The following is a 21,937-nucleotide window of genomic DNA, read 5'->3' as shown; positions in this document are numbered from 1 at the left end:
GCACGGCGGCACCGCACGGGGCAGGGCCCGGACCGCGAAGAGCGGTCCGGGCCCTGCCCCGTCAGACGTTCTCCGACGACGTTCGGAGCCTTGGGCCTCGACTCACATAGGCAGCCGTTCCGACGACGGCGAGCACGGCCGCGACCATCGCCCCCGGGCGGCCGTCGGGGGATTGGGCCTGCCACGTCAGCGCCTCACCCGCGACGCCCGTGATCGGGAACGCCGCTGTCCCGAGGGGCCACCCAAGAGTCAGTCTGCGCAGCCTCACATGCGGGATCTCAGCACGTCGACCTCGCAGCCTGCCGTGAACGGGTCGAAGCCGTGCTCGATCAGCCAGCGGACCACCAGCAGGCTTCGCAGCGCCCACCACGCGTGGATCACGGCCAGATCGACGTCGGTGCCGTAGCCGGCGATGACGTCGTCGAGGTGCTCCTCGTGTCCGAGGGTGAAGGTGGCGAGGTCGTACAGGGCGTCACCCTGCCCCGCCTCGGACCAGTCGATGATGCCGGTCACCTCGTCGTCCTCGACGAAGACGTGCGCGATCTGCAGGTCGCCGTGTGTGAACGCCGGAGTCCACGGCCGCAGGGCGGCCTCGGCGACCTGGCGGTTGCGGGTGACCAGGTCGGCGGGCAGGACGCCGTTCGTCACGAGCGCCTCGCACTCCTCGTCGAGTTCCGTCCTCAACTCGTCGAGGCCCCGCCCCCGGCCGGGCCACGGAGGCAGGGGCGCGTCATGCAGCTTCCGGATGGCGGCGCCCGCCGCGGCCCAGGCCCCCGGCGAACCGGTCGACGGGCCGCCGAGGCGTCCGACCGTCGTTCCCGGGAGTGCGGCCATCGCGAGCACATGCGGCTTGCGCCACAGCACTTCAGGGGTCGGGACCGGCGCCAGGGCCATGGCCGCCACCTCGGCGTCGATGCGCGCCTGATCGGCGTCCACCTTCAGGAACATGTCGCCGACGCGCAGGGTCGCGCGCTCGGAATGGGCGACGACGACTTCGACCTCATCCATGGGCGACCAGTCTTCCGGGACCGACCGCCGGCGTCGTGGGGTTTGTCGCGTGCGACGCCCGGGTCGGTGTCCCGCTGCCCGCTGCCCGCTGCCCGCTGCCCGCTGCCCGCTGCCCGCTGCCAGTCGGCCTTCGGCCTTGTGCACGACACCGAGCTCGACCGGGTCGAGCCCACCCCATCTCTCGGGAGTCCGTGGCCGACCCGGGTCCGCGAAGGATGCCGGACGGGGCCCTGCCGGCACGTTCTTCGTGGCGATCCGGGGGTAGCGTCCTCGGCATGGACTTTCGCACCACCGTTGAGCGCGCTCAACGCCTCAAGCAGCTGCACGCCGAGAACAAGCCGCTCGTGCTGCCGACCGTCTGGGACGTCTGGTCCGCGCGGGCGGCCGCCGGCGCCGGGTTCCACGCGCTGACGATCGGCAGCCATCCGCTCGCCGACTCCCGCGGGGCCGACGACCACGAGGGGCAGACCTTCGAGGAGGTACTCGCCGCCGTCAGGCCGATCGTCGCAGCGGTCGACATCCCCGTGTCCGTGGACCTGGAGGCCGGGTACGGCCAGAAGCCCGCGGATCTCATCGCCGGCCTGACCGAAGTCGGAGGCGTGGGTCTCAACGTCGAGGACACCGTCCACTCGGACGGCGGACGGGTGCGCAGCACGCAGGAGCACGCGAACTACATCGCCGGCCTGCGCGCGGCGGCCGACGACGCCGGGATCCCTGTGTGGGTCAACGGGCGTACCGACCTCTTCCTGCACGCGAAGGATCCCTCCGCCGTCCTCGACGAGGCGATCGAGCGACTGCGGGCCCTGGAGCAGGCCGGTGCCGACAGCGTCTACCCGGTGGGGATCCAGGACAACGACGAACTGCTGACCGCGGTGACCGGCGCCGTGACCGTTCCCGTGAACTCCACGGCTCATCCCGTCAAGCACGACCTCGAGCGCTTCCGCCGCCTCGGCGTCGGCCGGATCACCTACGGCCCGCTGCTGCAGTTCGCGCTGACGGACGCGATCAAGGACATGCTCGGTCCCTGGGCGCCCTAGGAACGGACGGAGACGCCGCAAGGGCCGGTTCCCGCGACGCGCGTCGCGGGAACCGGCCCTTCCGGCAACAGCGGATCCTTCGCCGGGTCTTGAGCCGCGTTCCGTTCCTCGCCGGCCCCGGTGACCTGACGTCAGTCGAAGAGGGCAACGAGTCCGTTCACCCAGATCGCCAGGAATCCGAGGACCGCCACCACGCAGCCGACGCCCGCCAGCACGCCGCCTGGCGTCAACGGCTCGGAGGGCGGCTCGTGTTCATCCTTGAGGCCGTCCTGGTAGGAGGCGGGACGGGTCCAGTCGACGGGACGGCCCAGCTTATCGGCGCAGGCGCCGCGCACCGCCGCCAGCTGTGACTCCGCGAAGGCGTTGCCTGCCTTCGTCTCGGGGCCGTGCCAGGCCAGTGCCTTCATCCGCCGCGCGGGAGACCGGTACCGGGCCTCGAAGGCGGCGGTCTCGTCGAGGTTCCGGTCCTCTTCGAGGTACATCCAGCGCCCGGCCTCGGCGGCGTCGCCGTACAGGCGGTACACCTCGGCCAGACGACGGCGGAGCGTCAGGTCGTGCGGGAAGGACGAGAGGAGACCGCGCAGGCGCTGGCGCGCGACGGGGATCCGCCCGGCGACCAGGTCCGCGTCGATACGGGCGAGGGTCTCTGTCAAGGGCATGAACGGATGATCGATTACGGAACTGATCTGTGTCGACCCGGTTTTGTCGAGCGGCCCGCCCGCGTACGAGGGAGGTCTGGCGTCCGCGGTCCCGCCCGCGCACGACGGCAGGCCCGATGCCGGCGGTCCCGCCCGAGGCCCCCCGGATAGACTCGTCCGCATGGTTCGATCTTCCCGAGGTGAGGCGAGCCCCGGGATGTGGCGCCGCGAGGCCGGAACTGTCGTGCTTCGGGCGGCCGCGCTGCCGGAGCGGACCGTGGAACCCTTCGTCATCAACGCCGGGCTCCACATCCCCCGCGTTCCCACGGAGTGGTCACCGCACTCGCATCCTCAGCACGAACTCGTGTGGGTGCGGGGCGGGACGCTCACGTCACGGGTGCGGGACCGCGTCTTCACCGTGTCCGAGGGACATGGGCTGTGGATGCCCGCCGGTGTGGTGCACGGAGGTCGGGCCACGGCCGGCGCCGAGTTCCACGACGCCTTCTTCGCCCCCGACCGCACGCCGATCGCCTTCGAGGAACCGAAGGCGATCGCGATGACTCCGCTGCTGGAGTCACTGCTGACGCACCTGTCCCGCACGGATCTCGACGCGGCGGCGAGGACCCGGGCCGAGGCGGTCGTGTTCGACGTGCTCGTGCCGTCGGAGCACCAGTTCGCCCTGCAGCTTCCCGGCGACTCCCGGATCGACGCGATCGCCGAGGCCCTGCTGGACGATCCCGCCGACGGCCGGTCGCTGGAGGAGTGGGCGCGACTGCTGGGCGTCAGCGACCGCACGGTCACCCGGGCGTTTCGTCGCGCGACCGGTCTCTCCTTCGCGCAGTGGCGGCAGGTCCTGCGGGTGCACCGGGCCTTGACGTTGCTGTCCGAGGGGTTCGACGTGATGACCATCTCGGAGACGCTCGGCTACGCGCAGCCCAGTTCCTTCATCGCCGCGTTCCGACGGGTCATGGGGACGACCCCGGGTGCGTACTTCAGCACGGCCGACGACGCCCGCGGAGGTGTCCGGATTCCCGTATCGAGGGTCCCGAACTCCGGATTGTCGGCGTAGCGAGCGGAATATAGCCTTCTCGGAGTTAGGTGACCCTTAGTTGGTGCTCGCCGTGAACGGTGGTTTCCGTATGCGGAGGAGTCTGCGGCCCGGCCGGTGACGGCGGGACGGAGGGTGCCGAGATCGTTGCCCCTCCGAACGTCCGGATCCGTCCATGCTCACAAGCTCCCCCCGGCCCGTCGACCGCCCCGCGGCCGGCCCTGCCACGCCGGCGGCCGCCCTCAACGGGCACGACCTGGTGCTGAGGTACGGCGCCAAGCCCGTGGTCCACGGCGTGTCCCTCGCCCTCGAACCCGGTCGCGCCACCGCACTGGTGGGGCCGAACGGCAGCGGGAAGTCCACACTGCTGCGCTCGCTCTCCCGACTGCACCGGATCGAGGACGGACGGGTGACCCTGGGCGCCGCCGACGGGACGTCCGAACGCGACGCAGCCCTGCTCAGCTCCCGGCAGTTCGCCCGCGAGGTCACGCTCTTCTCCCAGTCGAGGCCCGCGCCCCAGGGACTGACGGTGGCCGAGGTCGTGGCGTTCGGACGCCATCCCTACCGGCGGGGCTTCGGCGGACCGAGCGTCGAGGACCGCAGCGCCGTCGACCGTGCCATGGGCGTCACCGGGGTGCGGGACATGGCCGGCCGGCTCGTCGGGGAACTCTCGGGCGGGGAGATGCAGCGTGTCTGGCTCGCGGCATGCCTGGCCCAGGACACCGGCGTCGTGCTGCTGGACGAGCCGACCAACCACCTCGACCTGCGCTACCAGATCGAGACACTCGACCTGGTGCGCGATCTCGTCGAGGAGCACGGCATCGCCGTCGGGATCGTGCTGCACGACCTCGACCAGGCGTCCCGTGTCGCGGACACCCTCATCCTGATGAGCTCCGGCCGCGTGCACGCGGCCGGCAAACCCGTCGACGTCCTCACCGCCGAGAACATCAGCGAGGTCTACGACATCCGCGTCGAAGTCGCCGTCGATCCCCGCACGGGCCGCCTTCGCATCGACCCCATCGGGCGGTACCCCGCCTGAACCGGACGCGTCCGGAACTCCCCGCACTCGTCCGTCCGACGGCACCCGCCCGAAGCGCCTCGCCGCACCTTCCCGCCCAACCGGCCGGCTCCCCGGCCGACGCGGGCAGGTCCACCATGCCTTCTCCCCGTACCGAACGACGCGCAGCGGGCCCCGCCCCGCCTGCCCTCGCACCGATGAACCCCCGGGCGACGCCCGATCGCAACGGCGCGTCCGCCGCTGTCACCCGTCGCAACGAACAGCGCATCGCACGAAGAACGCACAGCGCTCGCAAGAAAGAGGAACCTCAATGAACCGTGCCCGTCTCCTGGCGGCTTCAGCCTCCGCAGGTCTCGTCGCCCTCGCCGCGACGGCCTGCGGAACCACCGACGTCGACAAGGCCGCGCCCGCCAACAGCGCGAGCGCGTCGCCTGCCTCGAAGAGCTGCGCCGACGACACCACGACCACCGCGACGCGGCCGGTCTCCTTCAAGGACGGCGTCGGCCGGCAGGTGAAGCTCGACCACCCCGCCCAGCGGATCGCGGTCCTCGAATGGCAGCAGGTGGAAGACGCCCTGACCCTGTGCGTCACCCCGACCGCGGTCTCCGACGCCAAGGGGTACAGCACCTGGGTCAGCGCGGAGAAGCTGCCCGCGGGCGTGACCGACATCGGCACCCGTGAGGAGCCCGACCTCGACACGCTCTACGCCGCCAAGCCCGACCTCATCGTCGTGGAGGCGTTCGACGCCGACGACGAGACCATCGCGAAGCTGGAGAAGCGGGGCGTCCCCGTGATGGCGACCCGAGGCGCTAACCCGGACGACCCGATCGGCAACATGCGGGACGTGTTCAGCATGATCGGCAAGGCCACGGGACGCACCGAGCGCGCCGACCAGGTGCTCAAGGAGTTCGACCAGCACCTGGCGAAGGCCAAGCAGCAGGTCGTCGACGCCGACCTGCCGACGAACGACTTCCTGTTCTTCGACGGATGGCTCGAGGGCGGCAACCTCACCATCCGCCCCTACAGCGACGGCGCCCTGTTCACCGAGATAGGCAAGGAACTCGGCATGAAGCCCGCGTGGACCAACGACGTCAACAAGGCGCACGGCGACGGCGGCGTCGACCCCGCCTACGGCCTCGCACAGACCGACGTCGAGGGACTCGCCGCCGTGGGTAACGCCAACATCTTCTACGCCAACGACGAGGGAGCTGGCGGGTACGTCGCGGCGCTGGCCAAGAACCCGATCTGGAAGACCCTCCCGGCCGTCAAGGAGGGCCGCGCGCACGCGTTCCCGGCGCGTGTCTGGGGCGCCGGCGGTCCGCGCTCCTGCGAGCAGGCGATCGACGCCTACGTCGACGTCCTCGACAAGAAGTGAGCACATCGCAGACGGTGAGCGCTCCTCCCGGGTCGCCGGCCGGCGGAGGAGCGGCGCCGCGTGCCGAGCGCGGCGGCGGCCCCGCCGGGGCGGCCGTCCTCGGACTGCTTCTCCTCGTGACCACCCTCGTGGGCCTGTGGCACCTGACGCAGGGGACGTCGGGTGTCGGCGTCGCGGACCTGCTGCGCCACCTCGCCGGTGAACGCGAGAAGGCCGGCGGACCGCCGGTCGCCGAGATCATCTCCGGCTCGCGTGTTCCGCGTCTGCTCGCCGGGGTGGCTGTGGGCTTCGGCCTCGGCTGCGCCGGCACGCTGCTCCAGTCCGTCACCCACAACGCGCTCGCCTCACCCGACACCCTCGCGGTCACAGCCGGGTCCTACTTCACGCTCACCCTCATCGCCGCCTTCGGCCTCGCGGTCCCGCTGTGGGCGTCCGGAGCCGTCGCCTTCGCGGGCGGCCTGGTCGCCGCGGCACTCGTGCTGCTGCTCGCGGGACGCGCCGCGGGCACCGCGGGCACCCGTCTCATCCTCGCCGGATCCGCCATGGCGATGGCCCTGGACGCTGCGTCCGGGATGCTCCTGATCCTGTTCGACCAGAACACGACCGGTCTCTTCGCGTGGGGGAGCGGTTCGCTCGCCCAGCTCAACATCGACGCGTCGATGCGAGCCCTGCCGCTCGTGGCGGTGGTCTCCTGCGTCGCCCTGGCTCTGTCCCGACGGCTGGACGTGATGAACCTCGGCGACGACGCCGCGTCCACCCTCGGCGTGCCGATCCGCACCACCCGCGTGACCGCTGTTCTCTGCGCGGTACTCCTCACCAGCACCGCGGTGACGCTCGCCGGTCCGATCTCCTTCGTCGGCCTCGGCGCCCCCGTCCTGGCCCGCCTGATCGCCGCGCGGGTGGGGGCACTGCGCCGGCATCTCTACCTGGTACCCGCGGCCGGGCTGCTCGGAGCACTGCTCATCCTCCTCGCGGACGCCACCCTGCGCGCCGTACAGGGCGCCGACGGGGCCGCCTCCATCCCCACCGGCGTGCCGACCGGACTGCTGGGCTCCGTCGTGATCGTGGTCCTCGCTCTGCGACTGCGGGACACCGGCCGGCTCCAGCACCCTCCGCACGCGAAGGTCGCCGCACGGTCCCGACGCGCCTTCCTCCTCGTCGTGTTCGGCACGCTGGTCCTCCTTGCGGGGGCGATCCTCGTGGCGACCCTGGCAGGAAGCCTCTGGCTGCGGACGGGCGACATCGCGCTCTGGGTACGAGGCGCCGCCCCCGACCTGATCGGCCAGGCTCTCGACGACCGGGTCCCGCGCGTGGCAGCGGCGGTCCTCGCCGGCGCGGCACTCGGACTGGCCGGATGCGTCGTACAGGGCGCGGTACGCAACCCGCTGGCGGAGCCGGGCATTCTGGGCATCACGGCGGGCGCCGGGCTGGGCGCGGCGGGCGTCGTCACCTCCGACCTGTCGGGGGGACGGACGGTGCTCATCGCCGTCGCGGTCCTGGCCGGCCTGGCCACGTTCACTGTGATCGCCCTGCTGGCCTGGCGCGGCGGCTTCCTGCCCGACCGGTTCGTACTGATCGGCATCGGCTGCGGGTACGGCCTCAGCTCCATCACCACCTTCCTGCTGCTGCGCGCCGACCCGTACAACACGCCCCGGATCTTCACCTGGCTCTCCGGTACGACCTACGGCCGCACGCTGCCCGACGTCCTGCCGGTCGCGGTGGCCCTGACGATCGCACTGCCCGTGCTGCTCGCCATGCGCAGCCGACTCGATCTGCTCGCCGTCGACGAGGACACCCCGCGCATCGTCGGTGTCAACGTGGAACGCACACGGCTCGGAGCACTCGCGATCGCCGCCGTGCTCGCGGCGCTCAGCGTGGTCGCCGTCGGGGTCGTCGGCTTCGTCGGGCTCGTCGCCCCGCACCTCGCCCGGTCGCTGGTGGGCGCCCGGCACGGCCGGTCGATCCCGGTCGCGATGCTGCTCGGCGCCCTGCTGGTGTGCGTGGCCGACGCCCTCGGCCGCACCGTCGTCGTACCTGCCCAGGTGCCCGCAGGGCTCATGATCGCGCTGGTCGGTGGGCCGTACTTCATCTGGGTGCTCCGCAAGTCCCGCGCGTGACGCCCGTGGTGGCGCGGTCGTCAGGCGCACTGCCCCGCGGGCATGCGCGCACCACGGCCGGTGATGCGCGTGCGGACCGCGCCGGCGTGTCCGAGTGGCCGGCCCCCGACCGGCTCCCGGACGTGCCCCGGGGGCGCGAACCGACTTCCGTCGTCCACCGCCGGTTGCCGGTTGCCGGTTGGCGGTGGTCGGCCGTCGGCCGGCCCCGTCGCCGCCCGCCAGGGAGTCGTCCCGGCCCCGATCCTCTCCCCGATTTGTCCGACCCGTTCAGGAGCACCGCAATGCCGTCCCGACAGGAAGCGCCCGTGAAGAACATCGTCGTCGCGTTCGTGCCCGACGCGTTGCCGGATCAGCTGAGGCGGCTGGTGCGCCAGGACGTGCTGGAGCGCTGGCTGGCGGTCGACCGTTCCCTCCACACCCCTCACGTCGTCGCCGTCGCGGCCGCCGATGGTCAGGACTGGGTCGCCGCGGCCCTGGTGACGGCCCGTCCGCACACGGCCTATCTGAAGATCGTCGATGCCGTCGGCGACGTACCGGCAGCCCTTGAGGCCGTGGTCGACCACGCACGCGGGAGGGAACTCGCCCAGGTCACGTGGGAAGGCTGGACAGCGGACCCCGAGGAGGCCGCTGCCGCGGGCTTCGTCCCGTTGCGTCCTCCACTCGCCCTGTCGGAGGGTGCGGCAGGGCCCGCCACCGGCTACATCCGCCGGCTGCACGACGGCGTGGTGACCGAACCCCCGTACTACGGGCAGACCACGCACTTCACCTGTGGTGCCGTCACCGCCCTGGTCGCGCAGGCGCACGCGGGTGTGATGCCCAGTGAGGAGTTCGACCGCCGGGCTGAACTGTCCCTGTGGCGCGAGGCGACCAACTTCCTCGCGTGTGAACCCGTCGGCCTCGGCGTCGCGGTGCACCGCCGGTGGCCGGCGTCCCCCGTCACCGTCCACCTGGACACGGACCGCCCGGTACTGATCGACCATCTCCCCGCAGGCGAACAGGAATGGCGGGCGGTCCTCCAGAGCGCATCCCGTACGGAGGCCGAACGAATCGGCGTGCCGATTGACCCGAACCCCCTTTCCATCACAGCGATCCGGGAGGCGATCGGCCGACAGGAGAGCGTCCTGCTCCTGGTCTCGCTCGCCGCCATGCAGGGGTTCGACGTGCCGCACTGGGTGCTCTGCCACGGTGTCACGCCCGACGCCGTCGTGATCGAGGACCCGTGGGCCAACGCGGCGACGGGCGACACCTGGGTCGACGCCCATCTGCTGCCGGTGCCCGACCCCTCGCTCGCCACGATGTCGACCGTCTCGGGGGACCGCATCCACGGCACGGTGATCATCGGGCACGCGTAGCACTTCGGCGCCTCCGTCGGCGGACGAAAGGGGAGTGGACCCCTGGACGTGTACGGACCTCTGCGCCCTGGACGTGTGCGGACCTCTGCGGCGGACCCGTAGCTTCACAGACCGCGACCGCGACCGCGTCAGGCGAAGTCCGCTGCGGTGATGCCGTCGGGATGCCCGGACGGCCACTCCACCAACTCGATCGGGTCATCGTCCAGGTCAGTGAGCCGCGATGTCTTCGGGCCCCGGGTATCGCCCGGGTACTGGAGGGGTTCGGACTCCAGCCCGGCCTCGGTCAGGTGGTTGACGGAGCGAACGCGACGAACTGAAAGCCCGTGGCCCAAGGCCAGGAACTCCCACGCCGGTGTTCTGCCAGCGGACTTCCGGGAGGGGCGCACCAGGGTGTGGTCGGGCTCGCGGACGTGCGTCGCGCTCAGCGGCGTACCGCGGAGATGAGGCCGCCGTGTCTCGGCGGCTGCTCCTCGGGCGTCGCGACCGGTCGTCCGTACGCCGCCGCGCGTTCACGCAGGGTGTACGCGCGGGCGTCCCACCCGAGACCGTCCAGCCAGGTCACCGGGTCCGACGGCATCTCGGAGAGCCACATCGACGCCGGGGTGCCGGTGTCCTGGGCGAAGCGTTCGAGGACCCCGGGCTGTCCCAGTGTCAGGCCCATCCGGCTGCCGCTCGCGGACAGCTCTCCCACCTGTCCGAGGAGGCGGTCGACCGCGTCCTGGGGCAGGTAGATCAGCAGGCCCTCAGCGATCCACACCGTGGGCAGCGCCGGATCGTGGCCGGAAGCGGACAGGGCACCGGGCCAGTCGTCACGCAGGTCGACGGGGACGGTGATCCGCTCGCAGTGGGGCTCGGCCCGCTCGGCCCGGAGCACCGACTCCTTGAAGTCCAGCGGTTCTGCCGTGTCGATCTCGAACAGACGGGTCCCCGAAGGCCAGTCGAGTCGATAGGCCCGACTGTCCATGCCGGCGCCGAGCAGGACCACCTGGCGGCAGCCCGCTGCGGCCGCGTCGCCCAGGAGCTCGTCGAGGAAGCGGGTGCGGACCACGATCGAGAGCCCGACCGCGCCCCAGCGCCGACGGGCCGCTTCGTCCACGGGCGCGTGCAGCGGTTCCCCGTCCACCGGCAGGCCACCGGCGACCGCGAATGCCTCCGCGAGCGGGTCCAGGAACAAGGGGTTCTCGCGCCGGGTCTCGCGGGCTCGGACCCGAGCGACCCCGACGGCCGTGGCCCAGACCCCGGAGGGCTTCGCTGTCATGACTCTCTCCTCGCCGACGAGAGGCGGATTCCGGCTCGGCTCCGGGGAGCGCCGAGCCCGACTCCGGAGGAGGGAACGGACTGTACTACTCCACCCTGAGGACAGCCCGCGCGGCCTGGACACCGAGTGCCGATCAGCCGTCGACATCATCCTGGAACGTCGTCGCCACAGCCCGTACCAGCCGCTCCGCGTACTCCCGCTCGGCGTCCCTGAAGCGCGGGTACTCGGTGACGAAGTGGTCCCACTCCACGTGCTTGACCGACTCCGTCACGTCCGCGGACCGGATCCGCCGCTCGCTGCCCGGAGAGGGCCACTCGCCCGACAGCCTGAACACCTCGTGCAGCAAGTCGTAGCCGAGCACGTGCCGTTCGGCCAGCAGAACGGCGTCGTACAGATCCTTACCCTGGGGGTGCATGTCGTTGATCAGCCACATCAACTTCCAGGCGAGGGACAGTTCGGGGGTGGCCGCCTGCAGGACGGTGCCGCCGGGCAGTTCTACCGGCTCGGCGGCTTCAGGCAGGTGTTCGTTGAACACGAAGTCGAGCTGGACGTGGCCGCCGGGCAGCCCCGGCGCACCCCACGGCAGCACCATGCGGCTGCCCGGTACCCGGTCGTAGGTCCAGATGCCCTCGATCACCGCGCCCGACGCCGAGATCTCGACCTCGGATCCGCGCTCCTCGGCCAGCGTCTGAGCTGCCGCGGCGATCCCGTGCAGCATCTGGTGGGTACGGTCCTCGTCGATCTTCCAGGTGTGGGGGACCACGACGAAGTCCAGGTCACCGGGCTCGCGAGCCTCGTCCGGGAACCACATCGACATCAGCACGCTGCCCCGCAGCACCAGTGCCTCCCTCCACTGCGACGCGGCGATCGCGTCCAGCACCAGGTGGAGGGCCCGGCGCCGGGCCGCACGCCACGACACGCCGCGCGTCGGATCGCTGAACCGCGGATCGGTCGCGCGGTAGGCGTTCTGGAAGTGCTTGAGCGACGGGTCGAAGACAGGGCGCTGCACCACGTCCTCCCCTGGCACCGGTTGCAGCGTCCTGGGCAGCTGCTGCGCGACGCGGGTGGCCTCGTCCAACGGTTCCCGGGGGATCTCGGCGTCCTGCCAACCGAACCCGTCCCACGCCGTTCCACTCATCTCAGTACCTCCACAGACTCCGCCAGCCAACCGTCGTCCACACTCAGGTCGCTGTCGTGGAGCACGAACTCCCGCTCCACGCCCAGCACCATGAATCCGTCCAGATCTCTCAGCAGCCGCTCCAGCGCTCGCCCCGCGCCGTCGGCACCCGCTCCACGGCACCTCTGTGTCACGAACCGCTCGTGCCGTGCGCCGGCCCGCACCCGCAAGGCGTTCCACGACAGGTGAGCGCCGTGGGGCACCACCCGGTCGGCGAGCGTGGACAGGTCCGTGTCCGCATTCAGCAGCAGCTTCACGTGATGCTCGAAGTAGCGGTCGTCGTCCCTGCCGAGCCGGGCCGGTACTTCCGCAGCCCACGGGGTGGACTCGGTCTTCACCCGTACCGGCTCGAAACCGTCCGCGCGAAGTCCCGCCACGACGTCCCGCACGCGTTCGGACTGCTCCACGTACGACGAGGAACCGGACAGGGTGAGCATCGGCTGATCGCGCATCCGGCCGCGCGCCAGCACGATGTGCGTCAGCTTCAGACCGGCCGACGCCGCCCACCGCCGCAGCCGTACCCACTCGGTGGCGTCGGCACAGAGGACTGTCACATGCGATTCGTACAGGGATGCGGACACCCGCGAATCCTGCCAGATCACGGCCGCTCACATCCGTCCGGAGCCCCAGCCCGCACAGTGCCTCGAGCTCCAGCTCCCGCGGTGCGCCGAGCCATTCGTATCGCCGGAGACGCACGCTGGTGATCCCCGGCGATGGCCCCTTCGGGTGATCCACTTCGGATCGGGTGTCGTGCGCGGCGCAGAAACGTTGTCCCGGCGTGGAATCACGTGAACTTTGGGAACGCAACAGCCTTCTTGCCGAGGCGTTTTGCAGTAGAGATGACCGGGTGCGCGAGGCGCAGGCGGTGATGGACGAAGCCGTGGCCAGCCGGACGAGGACACTCGCCGCGTTTGCGATCACCGTCGGCAGCGACGCGGCGGTGGCGGATTTGATGGGACTCAATGAGCGTGAGGTACGGGTCGCGCGGCGGACGGTCGGGAAGGAGGACGCCCGAATCGTCGCCGACCAACTGCTCAGCCCCCCTGCGGAAACGTCTCCTCAGCCCCCGGAGACGGCTCCGGTCCCGCCGCCGGCCGCGATGCCCGCGCAGCCCACAGTGCCCGTCCCCGCCTCCGCCCCCAGCGATGAGCGCCCCCCGGAAACGGCTCGGGCCCAGATGCCTCACCCCCGCCCGGAATCGGCACCACCCAACCGTCCGCCTCTGACTGAACAGACATCGACGGGCGCGCAGGTGGTCTGGACGGCGGGAATGGACTCCGTTCTGCTGTGGAGCTGGGAATCCGGCCTTGACCTCCAGACCGTCGCCGAAGAACTCGGCCTCAGTTCCAAGGAGTTGCTCCTGCGCGCCCAGCGGCTCGCGGCGGAGGGGCGGCTGGCACCCAAGGCCCCCGCGTACGACGTGAGCCAGTCCGGCCGTCACCGCCGGCACACCACCATGCCGTATCCCGTGGTTCCGGACAGTCCGGAGACCCTCTACATGTCCTCAAGCCCCTACACCTGACGGACCCGCGAGGAGGCTTTGGCGGGCAGCCGGAGGCAGATGAGCGCCGGCTTGCGGCTGTCCGGCTGCGGAAGCGGTAGCAGTAGGAGTAGGAGCGGGGACTTCTTCAGCTCGGGGCCCGCCGAGGCGCCGCGGGCTCGCGGGCTCTCGGCGGGACGATCGCGGACGTTGCTCCGGCGGGCGGAGATGCCGGTGAGGGAGTCCGGAGAGGCGGGTGATGTCACCGACGGCATCACCCGCCCCGGGAGTCGCTCGCCGCCATCACGCCGAGTCACCCTCGCCGTAGGAAGCCCTGCGAGCCCCGGATCGGACGGTCTCTCCCGCAGGAACCGCGATGGGGCAGGTCAGCCCCGCACATGCTCCACCACAGCCCGCACCGCCTGTTCGACGGCCCGCACAGCCTGCTCCGTGTGGTCGGTCGTCTCGAAACCGTGGCGGCCGAGCGGGACGTCGATGACCTCGACATCGGCGTCGCACTCCTTGGCGACGGCCAAGAACTCCTCGACGGTCACCGCGATCTCCGCGCGGTCCAGTTCTGCCCGGGTCAGCACGATCGGCAGGCGCCCGGCGGCACGCACCGCGTCCACCGGCCGGAACTGGGGGTCCACGCGCCCCCAGTTCGGCGGCGGCGCGAGGACCGGATAGGTCGCCGCCACGCACCGCAGCCACGGCGGGGGCGCGGTGAGCCAGTCCGCCGAGAGCAGGCCGCCCGCGGAGAAGAACCAGATCGCCACACGGGTCTCGTCGACGCGCGGGTCGGCGCGTACGAGGTCGATGGCCTCGTTCACGTCCTCCGCGGCCTGCCCGAAGTCGCCGAGATCGTGGAGGCGGTGGTCCAGGGTCACGCCGACCACCCCCCTGCCCGCGACGACCCGGCCGTAGCCGACGAAGGCCGGCCAGTCCCGTGGCGTCGGCCGCACGGCGGGGTGGACCGGACCGCCATGGACGAACACCACCGCCGGCCACTTGGAGCCGTCTGCGGGAAGAGCGTCGGGAAGATGGAGATCGACCCGGCCCACCCGTTCGCGGGGCCGCTCCGGCACGTCCAGCAGGAACGGGCGAAGATGCGACGGCTGTTCGCTCCCGGCCGCGGCCACCCGGCGCCCTTCTCCCGCGGCGGCCCGGAGCAGTACCTCCGCCACGTCGTCGGCGCGGGACAGCATCGGCCAGTGCCCGGTGTCGAGTTCGAAGAAGCTCACCCGCGGATCGCTGAGCATCTGAAAGCGGGGATCTCCGAGACCCACCAAGCCTTCCACCATGGCGATGCTGGAGCCGTTGCCGGTGCAGAGAACACCGGTCACCGGCAGCTCGAAGACCGCTCCCGACAGGCGGAGCGGCTGAGTCAGCGTGCGCGCCGGCTGTGCGACGGCCCTGTCCGCCAGCCGACTCAGCTCGACCGGTGAGAGCCCCTCGACACTGCCCCAGCGGTGCCACTCGTCGAGCGGGGGAGGCGAGACACGCCACTCGTCGCCGTCGGCGCCCGCCGTGCCCAACAGTCGCTCACGCAGGGCCGGTTCAGGCACCAGGGAAAGAGCCTGGTCCCCGTCCTGCGGCATGCCCGCGTCCAGGGAGACGATCCGCGCGATCCGTTCCGGACGCAGATCGGCGGCGCCGAACACCGGATACATGCCGTAGCAGTGACCGACCATCACCACCTCGGCCACGTCCACCTGGTCGATCAGCCGCAGCAGATCGCGAACATGGGTCTCCAGGTCCGTGTCGGGCCCCGCCGCGGACACCTGCTCACCCATGCCGGTGAGCGTCACCGGATACACCTCGGCCCCCGACTCCCGCAGCCGAGCGGCCACCTTCTGCCAGATCCAGCCGCCGGTGTGGGCGCCCGCCACCAGGATGAATGCCGTCATCATCGTCTCCTCGCACACGTCGGTCCGCACGGAGCGGGCCGTACCGCCGCTCCGCGCTCGCCGGTACCGTAGGAACTCCCCCTGAGGGAGGTTCAAGTCGTGTCGCCCGACAGCAGCATGTGGAGCATCGGAGAGCTCGCCGAGCGCGCGGGCGTCACCGTCAAGACCGTTCGCTTCTACTCGGACCGCGGCCTGCTGCCCGAAGGGGTCCGCAGTACCGGGGGCCACCGGCGGTACGGTCCCGAGGCGCTCGACCGCCTGCGGCTGATCCGCTCCCTGCGCACGCTCGACCTGCCGGTTCCCCAGGTGAGCCGGATTCTGGACGAGGAGGACTCCCTCGAGGACGTCGTCGCCGGCAAGCTGCGCGAGATCGGCTCGCGGCTGACTGCGCTGCGCTGGCAGGAGGCCGCCCTCCAACTGCTCCAGGACTGCGCCCCCGAGGAACGCGGAGAGCGACTGAGGCTCATCGGCGCCGTCGCCGTACCGCCGAACACAGCGCCCCTCGCGCGCTTCTGGCGACGCTGGCTGCCACCGCGGCTGCCGGCCTGGCTGGCCTCCGCCATCGTCGACCAGGCGGTTCCCCAGCTCCCCGAAAGCCCGACGCCCACCCAGGTACTGGCCTTCACCCGGCTGCACGCCTTCGTCACGGCGCCCTGCTCGGGCACCGGCCAGGGCCAGCCCGCCGCGCACGGCCCCGACGGAGGCCGCCCGGCGGTGCTCTACGACGGTCTCCGCGAGGCCTATGCCCTGGCCACGCGGCAGGTGCGGGCGCAGCGGTCGCCCCACGAGGGTGAGGCCCTCGACTGCTTCGTCTCCGCCTACGCACGCTCACGCGGTACGCGGGACACTCCCGCCTTCCGCCACCGGCTGAGCGGGGTGCTCGCCGCGGACCCGCGGATCGATCACTACTGGAATCTCACCGCCGAACTCACCGGCCCGTCGGAACCGACCCCCGGCATCACCCACGACTGGCTCTGCTCGGCACTGGACAACCAGACGACCCAGGCGTCGAGTTGATGAGGGTGGGGCAGGACGAGTGGGGGAGCCGAACAGCCTCCGCCTCTGCCGTCCAGGACCGCGAGCATCTCGTACGGTGCCTGTCGGCCCAGGAATTCGAGGCCTGCCCGCGACGATGTCGGACGGGCGTTGCGAGACCCGTCTGCAGTCAAGCGCCGTTCCGCCATCTGTCCTGGTGCAAGTCCCATGCGACCGCGCGATAGCGTATGTGGCCTGGGCTGTCCGTCGATCGACGGACCCCACAGACTCCAGGGAGGGCCGGATGGCGGTGACGTTCGTCCACCAGAAGGCGGGTGCGCCGGACCTGTACAGACGCGGTATGCGGCCTGCGACCGCCTCCCTGGACGTACTCCTCACTGACGTCGAGGCCGACCTGGTCATTCGGGACGGTGACTGCGTCGTGTGGTCCGAGACGAAGTTTCCCGTGGCCGAGTTGGCGTGTGCTCTGGCGGACTGGCTGCGTCAACCCGACGGCGAACGTGGTGACTTCGCGTTCCAGTCGATGTCCTACTCGGAGGTCGGCGCGGTGTGGATTGAGGCCTCTGCCGGGGGATGGTGCGTCGGCTCGGTGTTTCTGCCGGACACATTGGCCGCGCCCGTTGGCTGGGACTCTCTTGTGGCGACGATCAGACAGTTCGTGTCAGCGGTCCGTCAGGACGTGGCGGACATCGGGATCGACCCCGCTCTGATTACCGCGCTGTGAGACGTCGCCCGCGGATGTGTGACATCCCGACGCGACGATGCACCTGACGGTCTGGAGTTCCATCGGCCGGGCAGGCCCGCCCCTCCACAACCGCATCCTGCGGGACGACGCCTCCGACAGGGAACCGTCAGGCTCCCGCTGGGGCTACTGGCTGGGCGTCTGTGTGCGCCAGCACGGTCGCTGTGGCTTGCTCCAGTCTTCGGAGGAGCTGCCAGATGACGACGACCGAAAGGGTGGCGGCGCAGACGTCGACAGCGTCGCCGATCATGATCTGGCGCAGCGCTTGGCGCGCCTCGTCGGCGGTCGCTGCGTCCCTCAGCGCCTTGGGACCAGCGCCATATGTGTTCCCACCGGCGGCGAGCACGGACAGCCACCATGCCGTGAGCAGGGGATGCCCGCGACGACGATCTTCCTGCGGCCTGCTCGCGGCCCACAGGTCGTTGACGAACATCTTGGGGACGAAGAGCTGCGCCACAGGTACGACCCAGCCGAAAATGAGCCATGCCCGACGCCGCCGCTGACCCTCGGGCCAGAGCGTATCGGCGACGTCGCGCATGTTGGCGAGCCAGATGCTGAACTGGAGCAGGGCGGCGAGGAACACGCCTGTCCGCCAGCCCATCAGATTCCTGAAGTACGTGTCGGCCCCGACCAGCGGGTTGTCGACGTAGGGTCCTGCCACCGTCGGTCCGGCAAGCAACTCGTGCTTGTGCCACGCTGCGACACCGGCGGCGACCGTCACCACCGCGAACGCGGCGATCGTGGCGGAGGCAAACCGAGCCTGCCCCCGCGGCAATCCGACCGATTCGCCCACAGCACGCCCCCTGAAAACCGCCTGTTCGGAGTTTCCGCAGGTCGGCAGCGGATCATAACCCTCGGGGAACCCGGGGTCACAGCGGGGAACACCTCACGAACGGGCACCAACGAGCACGACGGCGAGCCGTCCCCGCCGGAGGGAAGGGCCAGCACGTTTCCTACGGCGGGGACGCAGGCGTTCGCGTCATAGGGGAGTGGTCGCGCGCCGGTACTCCGACCGCATCGGTTCGCCGGGTCGGCCGGTCTAACCTGGCTCCGTGACGCAGCCAGTGAGCACGGTGGTGCTGATGTGCGGTCTTCCGGGAGCAGGCAAGACCACCTACGCGATGGGACTGGTGCGACGTGGTTTCGCCCGGCTGTCGATCGACGAGGTGGTCTGGCAACGACTCGGGCAGCGCGACCCCGGCCTGGTCCTGGGACCTGAGGCGTTCGACCATCTCAAGGAAGAGGTCCGTCGCGAGCAGCGGCAGGAACTGGTCGAGCTGATGCTGGCCGGGTGCGACGCGGTCGTGGACTACAGCTTCTGGAGTCGCGCCGCCCGCGACGACTACAAGGCGCTGATCGAAAGCCACGGTTGCCGCTGGGAACTGGTCCACCTCAAGGCCGACCGGACGACGCTGGAGCGCCGACTCGAAGCACGGAGCGCTGTGGAAGGCGCCAACGCCGTCACCGTGGATGCGACGCTGTTCAACCGCTATCTGGTCCAATTCGAGGAACCGGCCGGAGAGGGCGAGCAGGTCGTCATGCAGTCCTCGACTTGAGGACCTGAAGCTGTTCGGAGGGGAGAGACAGCCGCCCCCACCGGATGCCCTTCTCACCGCGGATGCGCGGAAGCTGGAGCAGATCATGCGTCGGGGCAGCACCAGTTGGCATCGCACCTGCTTCAGGCCCGGCCAACGCGATGTGGAACCACGGGATCAAGTCGGCCGGCTGAGAGGCGGCGGGCTGTCTTGCGAAGGAAACCTCTACCCTCTCGGCCGGGTTCAGTTCGGACCGCGATGAGCGGCCCACAACGCTCCGGCGCGGCCGGCCGCGTCGGCGATCAGTTCCGCCAGTTCGGGCTGGGTGGGGACCGGGAACGAGACGTATGCGCCCCGACCGCCGGCCACCGGTCGGCCATAGGCCTTCGCGGCGAGGTGACCGTCGGGGAGGAGCCGCACGTTGAGCGTCGTCAGCGTGTACGCCTCACCGCGACGCGTGTCCGTCCAGCGAAGGGCTTCCGGGATCGTGACGTTGATCGCCAGAGCGCTGATTTCCAGATCGCTGCTCATGTACGGATGATCTCACGCGAGCAGCCGCAGGCGGCCGTCACCGGTTCAACTCGGCCTGCCGTGAGTCCCTTTGCTCGTCCTGGACGCACAGGCGTCCCGACGGCCGCACTTGGCGCACAGGTAGCGAGAGACAGGGGGAGGAACTCAGGAACCGGCACTTGAGCGCCGTGCTGTTCTCACCGCTCAGTACATTTGTCCGGTCCACCGTGCGACACCCGTACTGCCGTAGACATGCCTCGTGACACTGCACCGGGCCGGCCGATCTCCGTACGCTCGTGGCATGTTCAAATCTCACAGGCCAGCAGAAGGCGATGCCTGGGAAGGCATTGTCGAAGGCAAGACGCGAGGCATGCTCGACGGCGCCAACATGTACCACTTCGTCAAGATCCGACGTGCCGACGACGGACAGTTGGTCAAGGTACGCATCGACCGTGGACTCTGGAAGTCGATCGCGGTGGGTGACCGCATCGTCAAGGAGCCGGGCCGCGGCCCGGTCAAGGCGTAGCCTCAAGCCCCGAGCTCGCGTTCCTCCAGGCGCTGTGGGCGGTGAGCTGGGTGTAGCCGTCGGTGCTGTGATGGAGCTGCAAGGTGCCCGCGCTCGGATTCTCGGGGCCGGAGCGCGGGGAGATGTGGGACGACGCGGGGTGCCAGGCCGGCTGTGCGGGGAACACCGGCGGCACGTAGTCCGTGAGGGTCAGACTGACGCCGTCCGCGTCGGCGTCGAGGATCAGTTGGTAGAACGGCGCAGGCGTGTGCAACTGGATGAATTGAGATGCGGTACGGGCTGCCATGATGAGGGTGTGCACCACCGGGGCGCGGGCTCCGACGGTGGAGAGTGCCGCGCGGAGCATGTGTTCCATCGCGATCGTGCTGTCCGGAGTGGTGGGCAGTTCGAAGCGCAGAGCGATGCTCGCCCCGGCTGCCGACGCCGAGGCGTGATCGTGCCGGTGATCGGCCTCTGTCAGCGTTGTCTGCTGGAGACTGTGTCCCATCGTGTCCTCCCGGCGCTCGTCGATCGCGCGCGGTGTGCGTGTCCGGGACGGAATGCATCCTGCGGCACGGACCGTTTGCGTGACAGACCAGGGACTGGGGACCTGACGTCCAGCTTACGCCGCGCACGGTTTGACGGAATGGGACGGACGAGGCTGCGGCTTGTCCACACTGCGTCACTGCACGAGAACTCATCGTGAGCTGTTCCGCGTGCGGGGCACATTGGACAGGCCCAGCACATAGGCCAGCACATAGGCCAGCACGTAAGGCCAGCACATAGGCGACGCGGCGCTGCGCGCGCGAGAGTCCGAGCCGTGGGATCTCACCTGCGCAGACCCTCAGACCACCCGCATCGTCCCGAGGCCGTTCGGCCCGGTATCTCTCGTTGTATCTCGCGCTGTGACGGACCCCTGCGCCCGCGGAATTGTGGCTTCCATCACGGCGGATGTGATCTTGTTCTGGTGTGATCGCCGGATGCTCGGTCTTCTCATCCGTCGCCTGCCGTTCTGGGTCCGCGAGCCCTTGCTCATCGCGGTGGGGTCGGTTTTCGGCGTGCGCATCATGTATCTCGCCTTCAGTGATCACGACCGGGTCGCGGCCGGTATCGGCCTGGTGTTCATCGTGTTCACCGCCATACGTGTCTACGTGGTGATCCGGGCCCTGCGCGCACGTCGGCACTCGGGCCAGGCGGCCCCCGGTGCTGCGGCGGCCGGCGATGCTGCCGCCCAAGCCCAAGCCCAAGCCCAAGCCCAGCCCCAGCCTCAACTCCAGCCTCAGCCGCAGCACCCGCTCGCACTCCAGCCGCAGCACGCGCTCTCGCTCCAGCCTCAGCCCGAGACGGGAGCCGGTGGGCCACCTGCCAGGCCACGCGCTCCGGAGGAGAAGCACAACGCATGGGGGCAGGCCTTCGCGGCTGTGGCCGTGTTCGGGGCCATCGGAGCCGTCCTCTGGCTGTCACCGCGTTTCGTACCGTCCGAGAACAACAAGCCCCAGGCTCCGTCGTGTTCGGACGAGACCGACGAAAAGCTTCCCAAGGCTTACAAGGGCTCACCGCGGCCGGTGACCGGCGAAGAGCTGTGCAACGTGCTCAACCGGACGGACCTGGCCACGCTTCTCGGAACGCCTGGAGAGACCGCGACCACAGTCTCCGGCACGAACAACACCGCTCCTCTGACGGACGAGAAGGTCGCCCAACCGGAGGCCGAGGTCAAGTTCGACACGTACACCGTGCAGGTCTCAGCCACGTACGACGACCTGTCGACCGACCAGTACGTGAAGTTGATGAAGTTCGGCAACGAGCAGAACATCAGGACACTCAAGGTGCTCGGACGCCCCGCGGTCCTCGCCTCGGACTACACCATGAAGTTCGAGATCAACCTCGGGGGCAGTGGCGGAACCGGTGGACCGGTCGAACAGGGGCCTTTGGCAAGGACGTTGTCCGTGGCGCTGGACCGTCATGACCGAGGCGGCTTCTGCGACATCACGGTGTGGAGCACATCGGGAGCCCTCCCGAACGACAGCGTCCTCGTCGACATCGCCGAGAAGGTGCTCCCGAAGATCCCGGAACGAACTGCGCGTTGAAGCGGGCTGGACACGGTGATCGCGGCGGCGTCGGCCGGGACGAACTCCAGGAAACGGCGGGCGCGGCGCTCCGTGGCCGCCGCTCTCCTGAGATCCAATGGGGTGTGTGTCCCGGCGGGGCAGCAGTGAGCGGGCTGCACGGTGACG

The 21,937-nt window shown here is 70.3% G+C and carries 21 protein-coding genes; 12 read left to right on the top strand and 9 right to left on the bottom strand.

From position 1 onward, the window contains the following. Window positions 1-264: 264 nt before the first annotated feature. The gene (locus OG406_RS00995; protein WP_329183276.1) at window positions 265-1,008 is read right to left on the bottom strand and encodes a phosphotransferase family protein; all 744 of its coding nucleotides are present in this window, start codon (window positions 1,006-1,008) and stop codon (window positions 265-267) included. Between the two features lie 275 nt (window positions 1,009-1,283). Between OG406_RS00995 and OG406_RS00990 the strand changes: the two genes are divergently transcribed. Continuing rightward, complete coding sequence (locus tag OG406_RS00990; RefSeq protein WP_329183274.1) at window positions 1,284-2,045, top strand: isocitrate lyase/PEP mutase family protein; 762 nt, start codon at window positions 1,284-1,286, stop codon at window positions 2,043-2,045. A gap of 131 nt (window positions 2,046-2,176) precedes the next feature. On the opposite strand, the gene OG406_RS00985 is transcribed toward OG406_RS00990, so the two are convergent. Then, complete coding sequence (locus tag OG406_RS00985; protein WP_329183272.1) at window positions 2,177-2,704, bottom strand: DUF6584 family protein; 528 nt, start codon at window positions 2,702-2,704, stop codon at window positions 2,177-2,179. 160 nt (window positions 2,705-2,864) lie between these two features. Between OG406_RS00985 and OG406_RS00980 the strand changes: the two genes are divergently transcribed. From OG406_RS00980 to OG406_RS00960, 5 genes are all read left to right on the top strand, one after another. Beyond that, window positions 2,865-3,752 (top strand): helix-turn-helix domain-containing protein, encoded by an 888-nt coding sequence (locus tag OG406_RS00980; protein ID WP_443067035.1) that lies wholly within the window; start codon window positions 2,865-2,867, stop codon window positions 3,750-3,752. 154 nt (window positions 3,753-3,906) lie between these two features. Next, on the top strand, window positions 3,907-4,770 hold the full coding sequence (locus OG406_RS00975; RefSeq protein ID WP_267049912.1) for an ABC transporter ATP-binding protein: 864 nt from the start codon (window positions 3,907-3,909) through the stop codon (window positions 4,768-4,770). Window positions 4,771-5,059: 289 nt separating this feature from the next. Then, on the top strand, window positions 5,060-6,124 hold the full coding sequence (locus OG406_RS00970) for an iron-siderophore ABC transporter substrate-binding protein (RefSeq protein WP_267049913.1): 1,065 nt from the start codon (window positions 5,060-5,062) through the stop codon (window positions 6,122-6,124). Between the two features lie 14 nt (window positions 6,125-6,138). Beyond that, on the top strand, window positions 6,139-8,241 hold the full coding sequence (locus OG406_RS00965; protein ID WP_329183269.1) for an iron ABC transporter permease: 2,103 nt from the start codon (window positions 6,139-6,141) through the stop codon (window positions 8,239-8,241). Between the two features lie 281 nt (window positions 8,242-8,522). Beyond that, on the top strand, window positions 8,523-9,593 hold the full coding sequence (locus OG406_RS00960; protein ID WP_329183268.1) for a peptidase C39 family protein: 1,071 nt from the start codon (window positions 8,523-8,525) through the stop codon (window positions 9,591-9,593). A 421-nt stretch (window positions 9,594-10,014) separates the two neighbouring features. Here the strand turns inward: OG406_RS00960 and OG406_RS00950 are convergent, their stop codons facing one another. The 3 genes from OG406_RS00950 to OG406_RS00940 form a co-directional block, all read right to left on the bottom strand. Next, window positions 10,015-10,851 carry a class I SAM-dependent methyltransferase gene (locus OG406_RS00950; protein ID WP_164374438.1) on the bottom strand — a complete coding sequence of 279 codons (837 nt, stop codon included), beginning with the start codon at window positions 10,849-10,851 and terminating at the stop codon, window positions 10,015-10,017. 133 nt (window positions 10,852-10,984) lie between these two features. Beyond that, window positions 10,985-11,989 (bottom strand): nucleotidyl transferase AbiEii/AbiGii toxin family protein, encoded by a 1,005-nt coding sequence (locus OG406_RS00945; RefSeq protein ID WP_267049917.1) that lies wholly within the window; start codon window positions 11,987-11,989, stop codon window positions 10,985-10,987. After that, window positions 11,986-12,582: a hypothetical protein gene (locus tag OG406_RS00940; RefSeq protein ID WP_267049918.1), complete on the bottom strand. Its 597-nt coding sequence runs from the start codon at window positions 12,580-12,582 to the stop codon at window positions 11,986-11,988. The genes OG406_RS00945 and OG406_RS00940 overlap by 4 nt, the downstream gene beginning before the upstream one ends. Before the next feature lie 716 nt (window positions 12,583-13,298). Between OG406_RS00940 and OG406_RS00935 the strand changes: the two genes are divergently transcribed. After that, window positions 13,299-13,550, top strand: coding sequence for a hypothetical protein (locus OG406_RS00935; protein WP_266619603.1), 252 nt, complete (start codon window positions 13,299-13,301; stop codon window positions 13,548-13,550). A gap of 344 nt (window positions 13,551-13,894) precedes the next feature. Here OG406_RS00935 and OG406_RS00930 read toward each other — a convergent pair whose 3' ends face one another. After that, on the bottom strand, window positions 13,895-15,415 hold the full coding sequence (locus tag OG406_RS00930) for an alpha/beta fold hydrolase (RefSeq protein WP_329183263.1): 1,521 nt from the start codon (window positions 15,413-15,415) through the stop codon (window positions 13,895-13,897). A 117-nt stretch (window positions 15,416-15,532) separates the two neighbouring features. Between OG406_RS00930 and OG406_RS00925 the strand changes: the two genes are divergently transcribed. Beyond that, the gene (locus OG406_RS00925; RefSeq protein ID WP_329190598.1) at window positions 15,533-16,432 is read left to right on the top strand and encodes a helix-turn-helix domain-containing protein; all 900 of its coding nucleotides are present in this window, start codon (window positions 15,533-15,535) and stop codon (window positions 16,430-16,432) included. 262 nt (window positions 16,433-16,694) lie between these two features. Then, window positions 16,695-17,135: a DUF7878 domain-containing protein gene (locus OG406_RS00920; protein WP_329183261.1), complete on the top strand. Its 441-nt coding sequence runs from the start codon at window positions 16,695-16,697 to the stop codon at window positions 17,133-17,135. A 127-nt stretch (window positions 17,136-17,262) separates the two neighbouring features. Here the strand turns inward: OG406_RS00920 and OG406_RS00915 are convergent, their stop codons facing one another. After that, complete coding sequence (locus OG406_RS00915) at window positions 17,263-17,946, bottom strand: DUF4328 domain-containing protein (RefSeq protein WP_329183258.1); 684 nt, start codon at window positions 17,944-17,946, stop codon at window positions 17,263-17,265. Between the two features lie 259 nt (window positions 17,947-18,205). Between OG406_RS00915 and OG406_RS00910 the strand changes: the two genes are divergently transcribed. After that, on the top strand, window positions 18,206-18,709 hold the full coding sequence (locus OG406_RS00910; RefSeq protein ID WP_329183256.1) for an AAA family ATPase: 504 nt from the start codon (window positions 18,206-18,208) through the stop codon (window positions 18,707-18,709). Window positions 18,710-18,931: 222 nt separating this feature from the next. Here OG406_RS00910 and OG406_RS00905 read toward each other — a convergent pair whose 3' ends face one another. Beyond that, entirely contained in the window at window positions 18,932-19,219 is a 288-nt protein-coding gene (locus tag OG406_RS00905) for a hypothetical protein (protein WP_267049923.1), read from the bottom strand. A gap of 280 nt (window positions 19,220-19,499) precedes the next feature. Here OG406_RS00905 and OG406_RS00900 point away from each other — a divergent pair, with 280 nt between their 5' ends. Then, window positions 19,500-19,724, top strand: a complete 225-nt coding sequence (locus tag OG406_RS00900; RefSeq protein WP_267049924.1) for a DUF7489 domain-containing protein — start codon at window positions 19,500-19,502, stop codon at window positions 19,722-19,724. On the opposite strand, the gene OG406_RS00895 is transcribed toward OG406_RS00900, so the two are convergent. After that, window positions 19,714-20,211: a hypothetical protein gene (locus tag OG406_RS00895; protein ID WP_329183253.1), complete on the bottom strand. Its 498-nt coding sequence runs from the start codon at window positions 20,209-20,211 to the stop codon at window positions 19,714-19,716. The genes OG406_RS00900 and OG406_RS00895 overlap by 11 nt on opposite strands. A 472-nt stretch (window positions 20,212-20,683) precedes the next feature. Between OG406_RS00895 and OG406_RS00890 the strand changes: the two genes are divergently transcribed. After that, window positions 20,684-21,790, top strand: a complete 1,107-nt coding sequence (locus OG406_RS00890; RefSeq protein ID WP_443067138.1) for a DUF6215 domain-containing protein — start codon at window positions 20,684-20,686, stop codon at window positions 21,788-21,790. The last annotated feature ends 147 nt before the right edge of the window (window positions 21,791-21,937 follow it).

Source organism: Streptomyces sp. NBC_01428 (assembly GCF_036231965.1).
Taxonomy (GTDB): domain Bacteria; phylum Actinomycetota; class Actinomycetes; order Streptomycetales; family Streptomycetaceae; genus Streptomyces.
The sequence above is the reverse complement of the archived record's forward strand: the minus strand, read 5'-3'. Positions and strand labels throughout refer to the sequence as shown.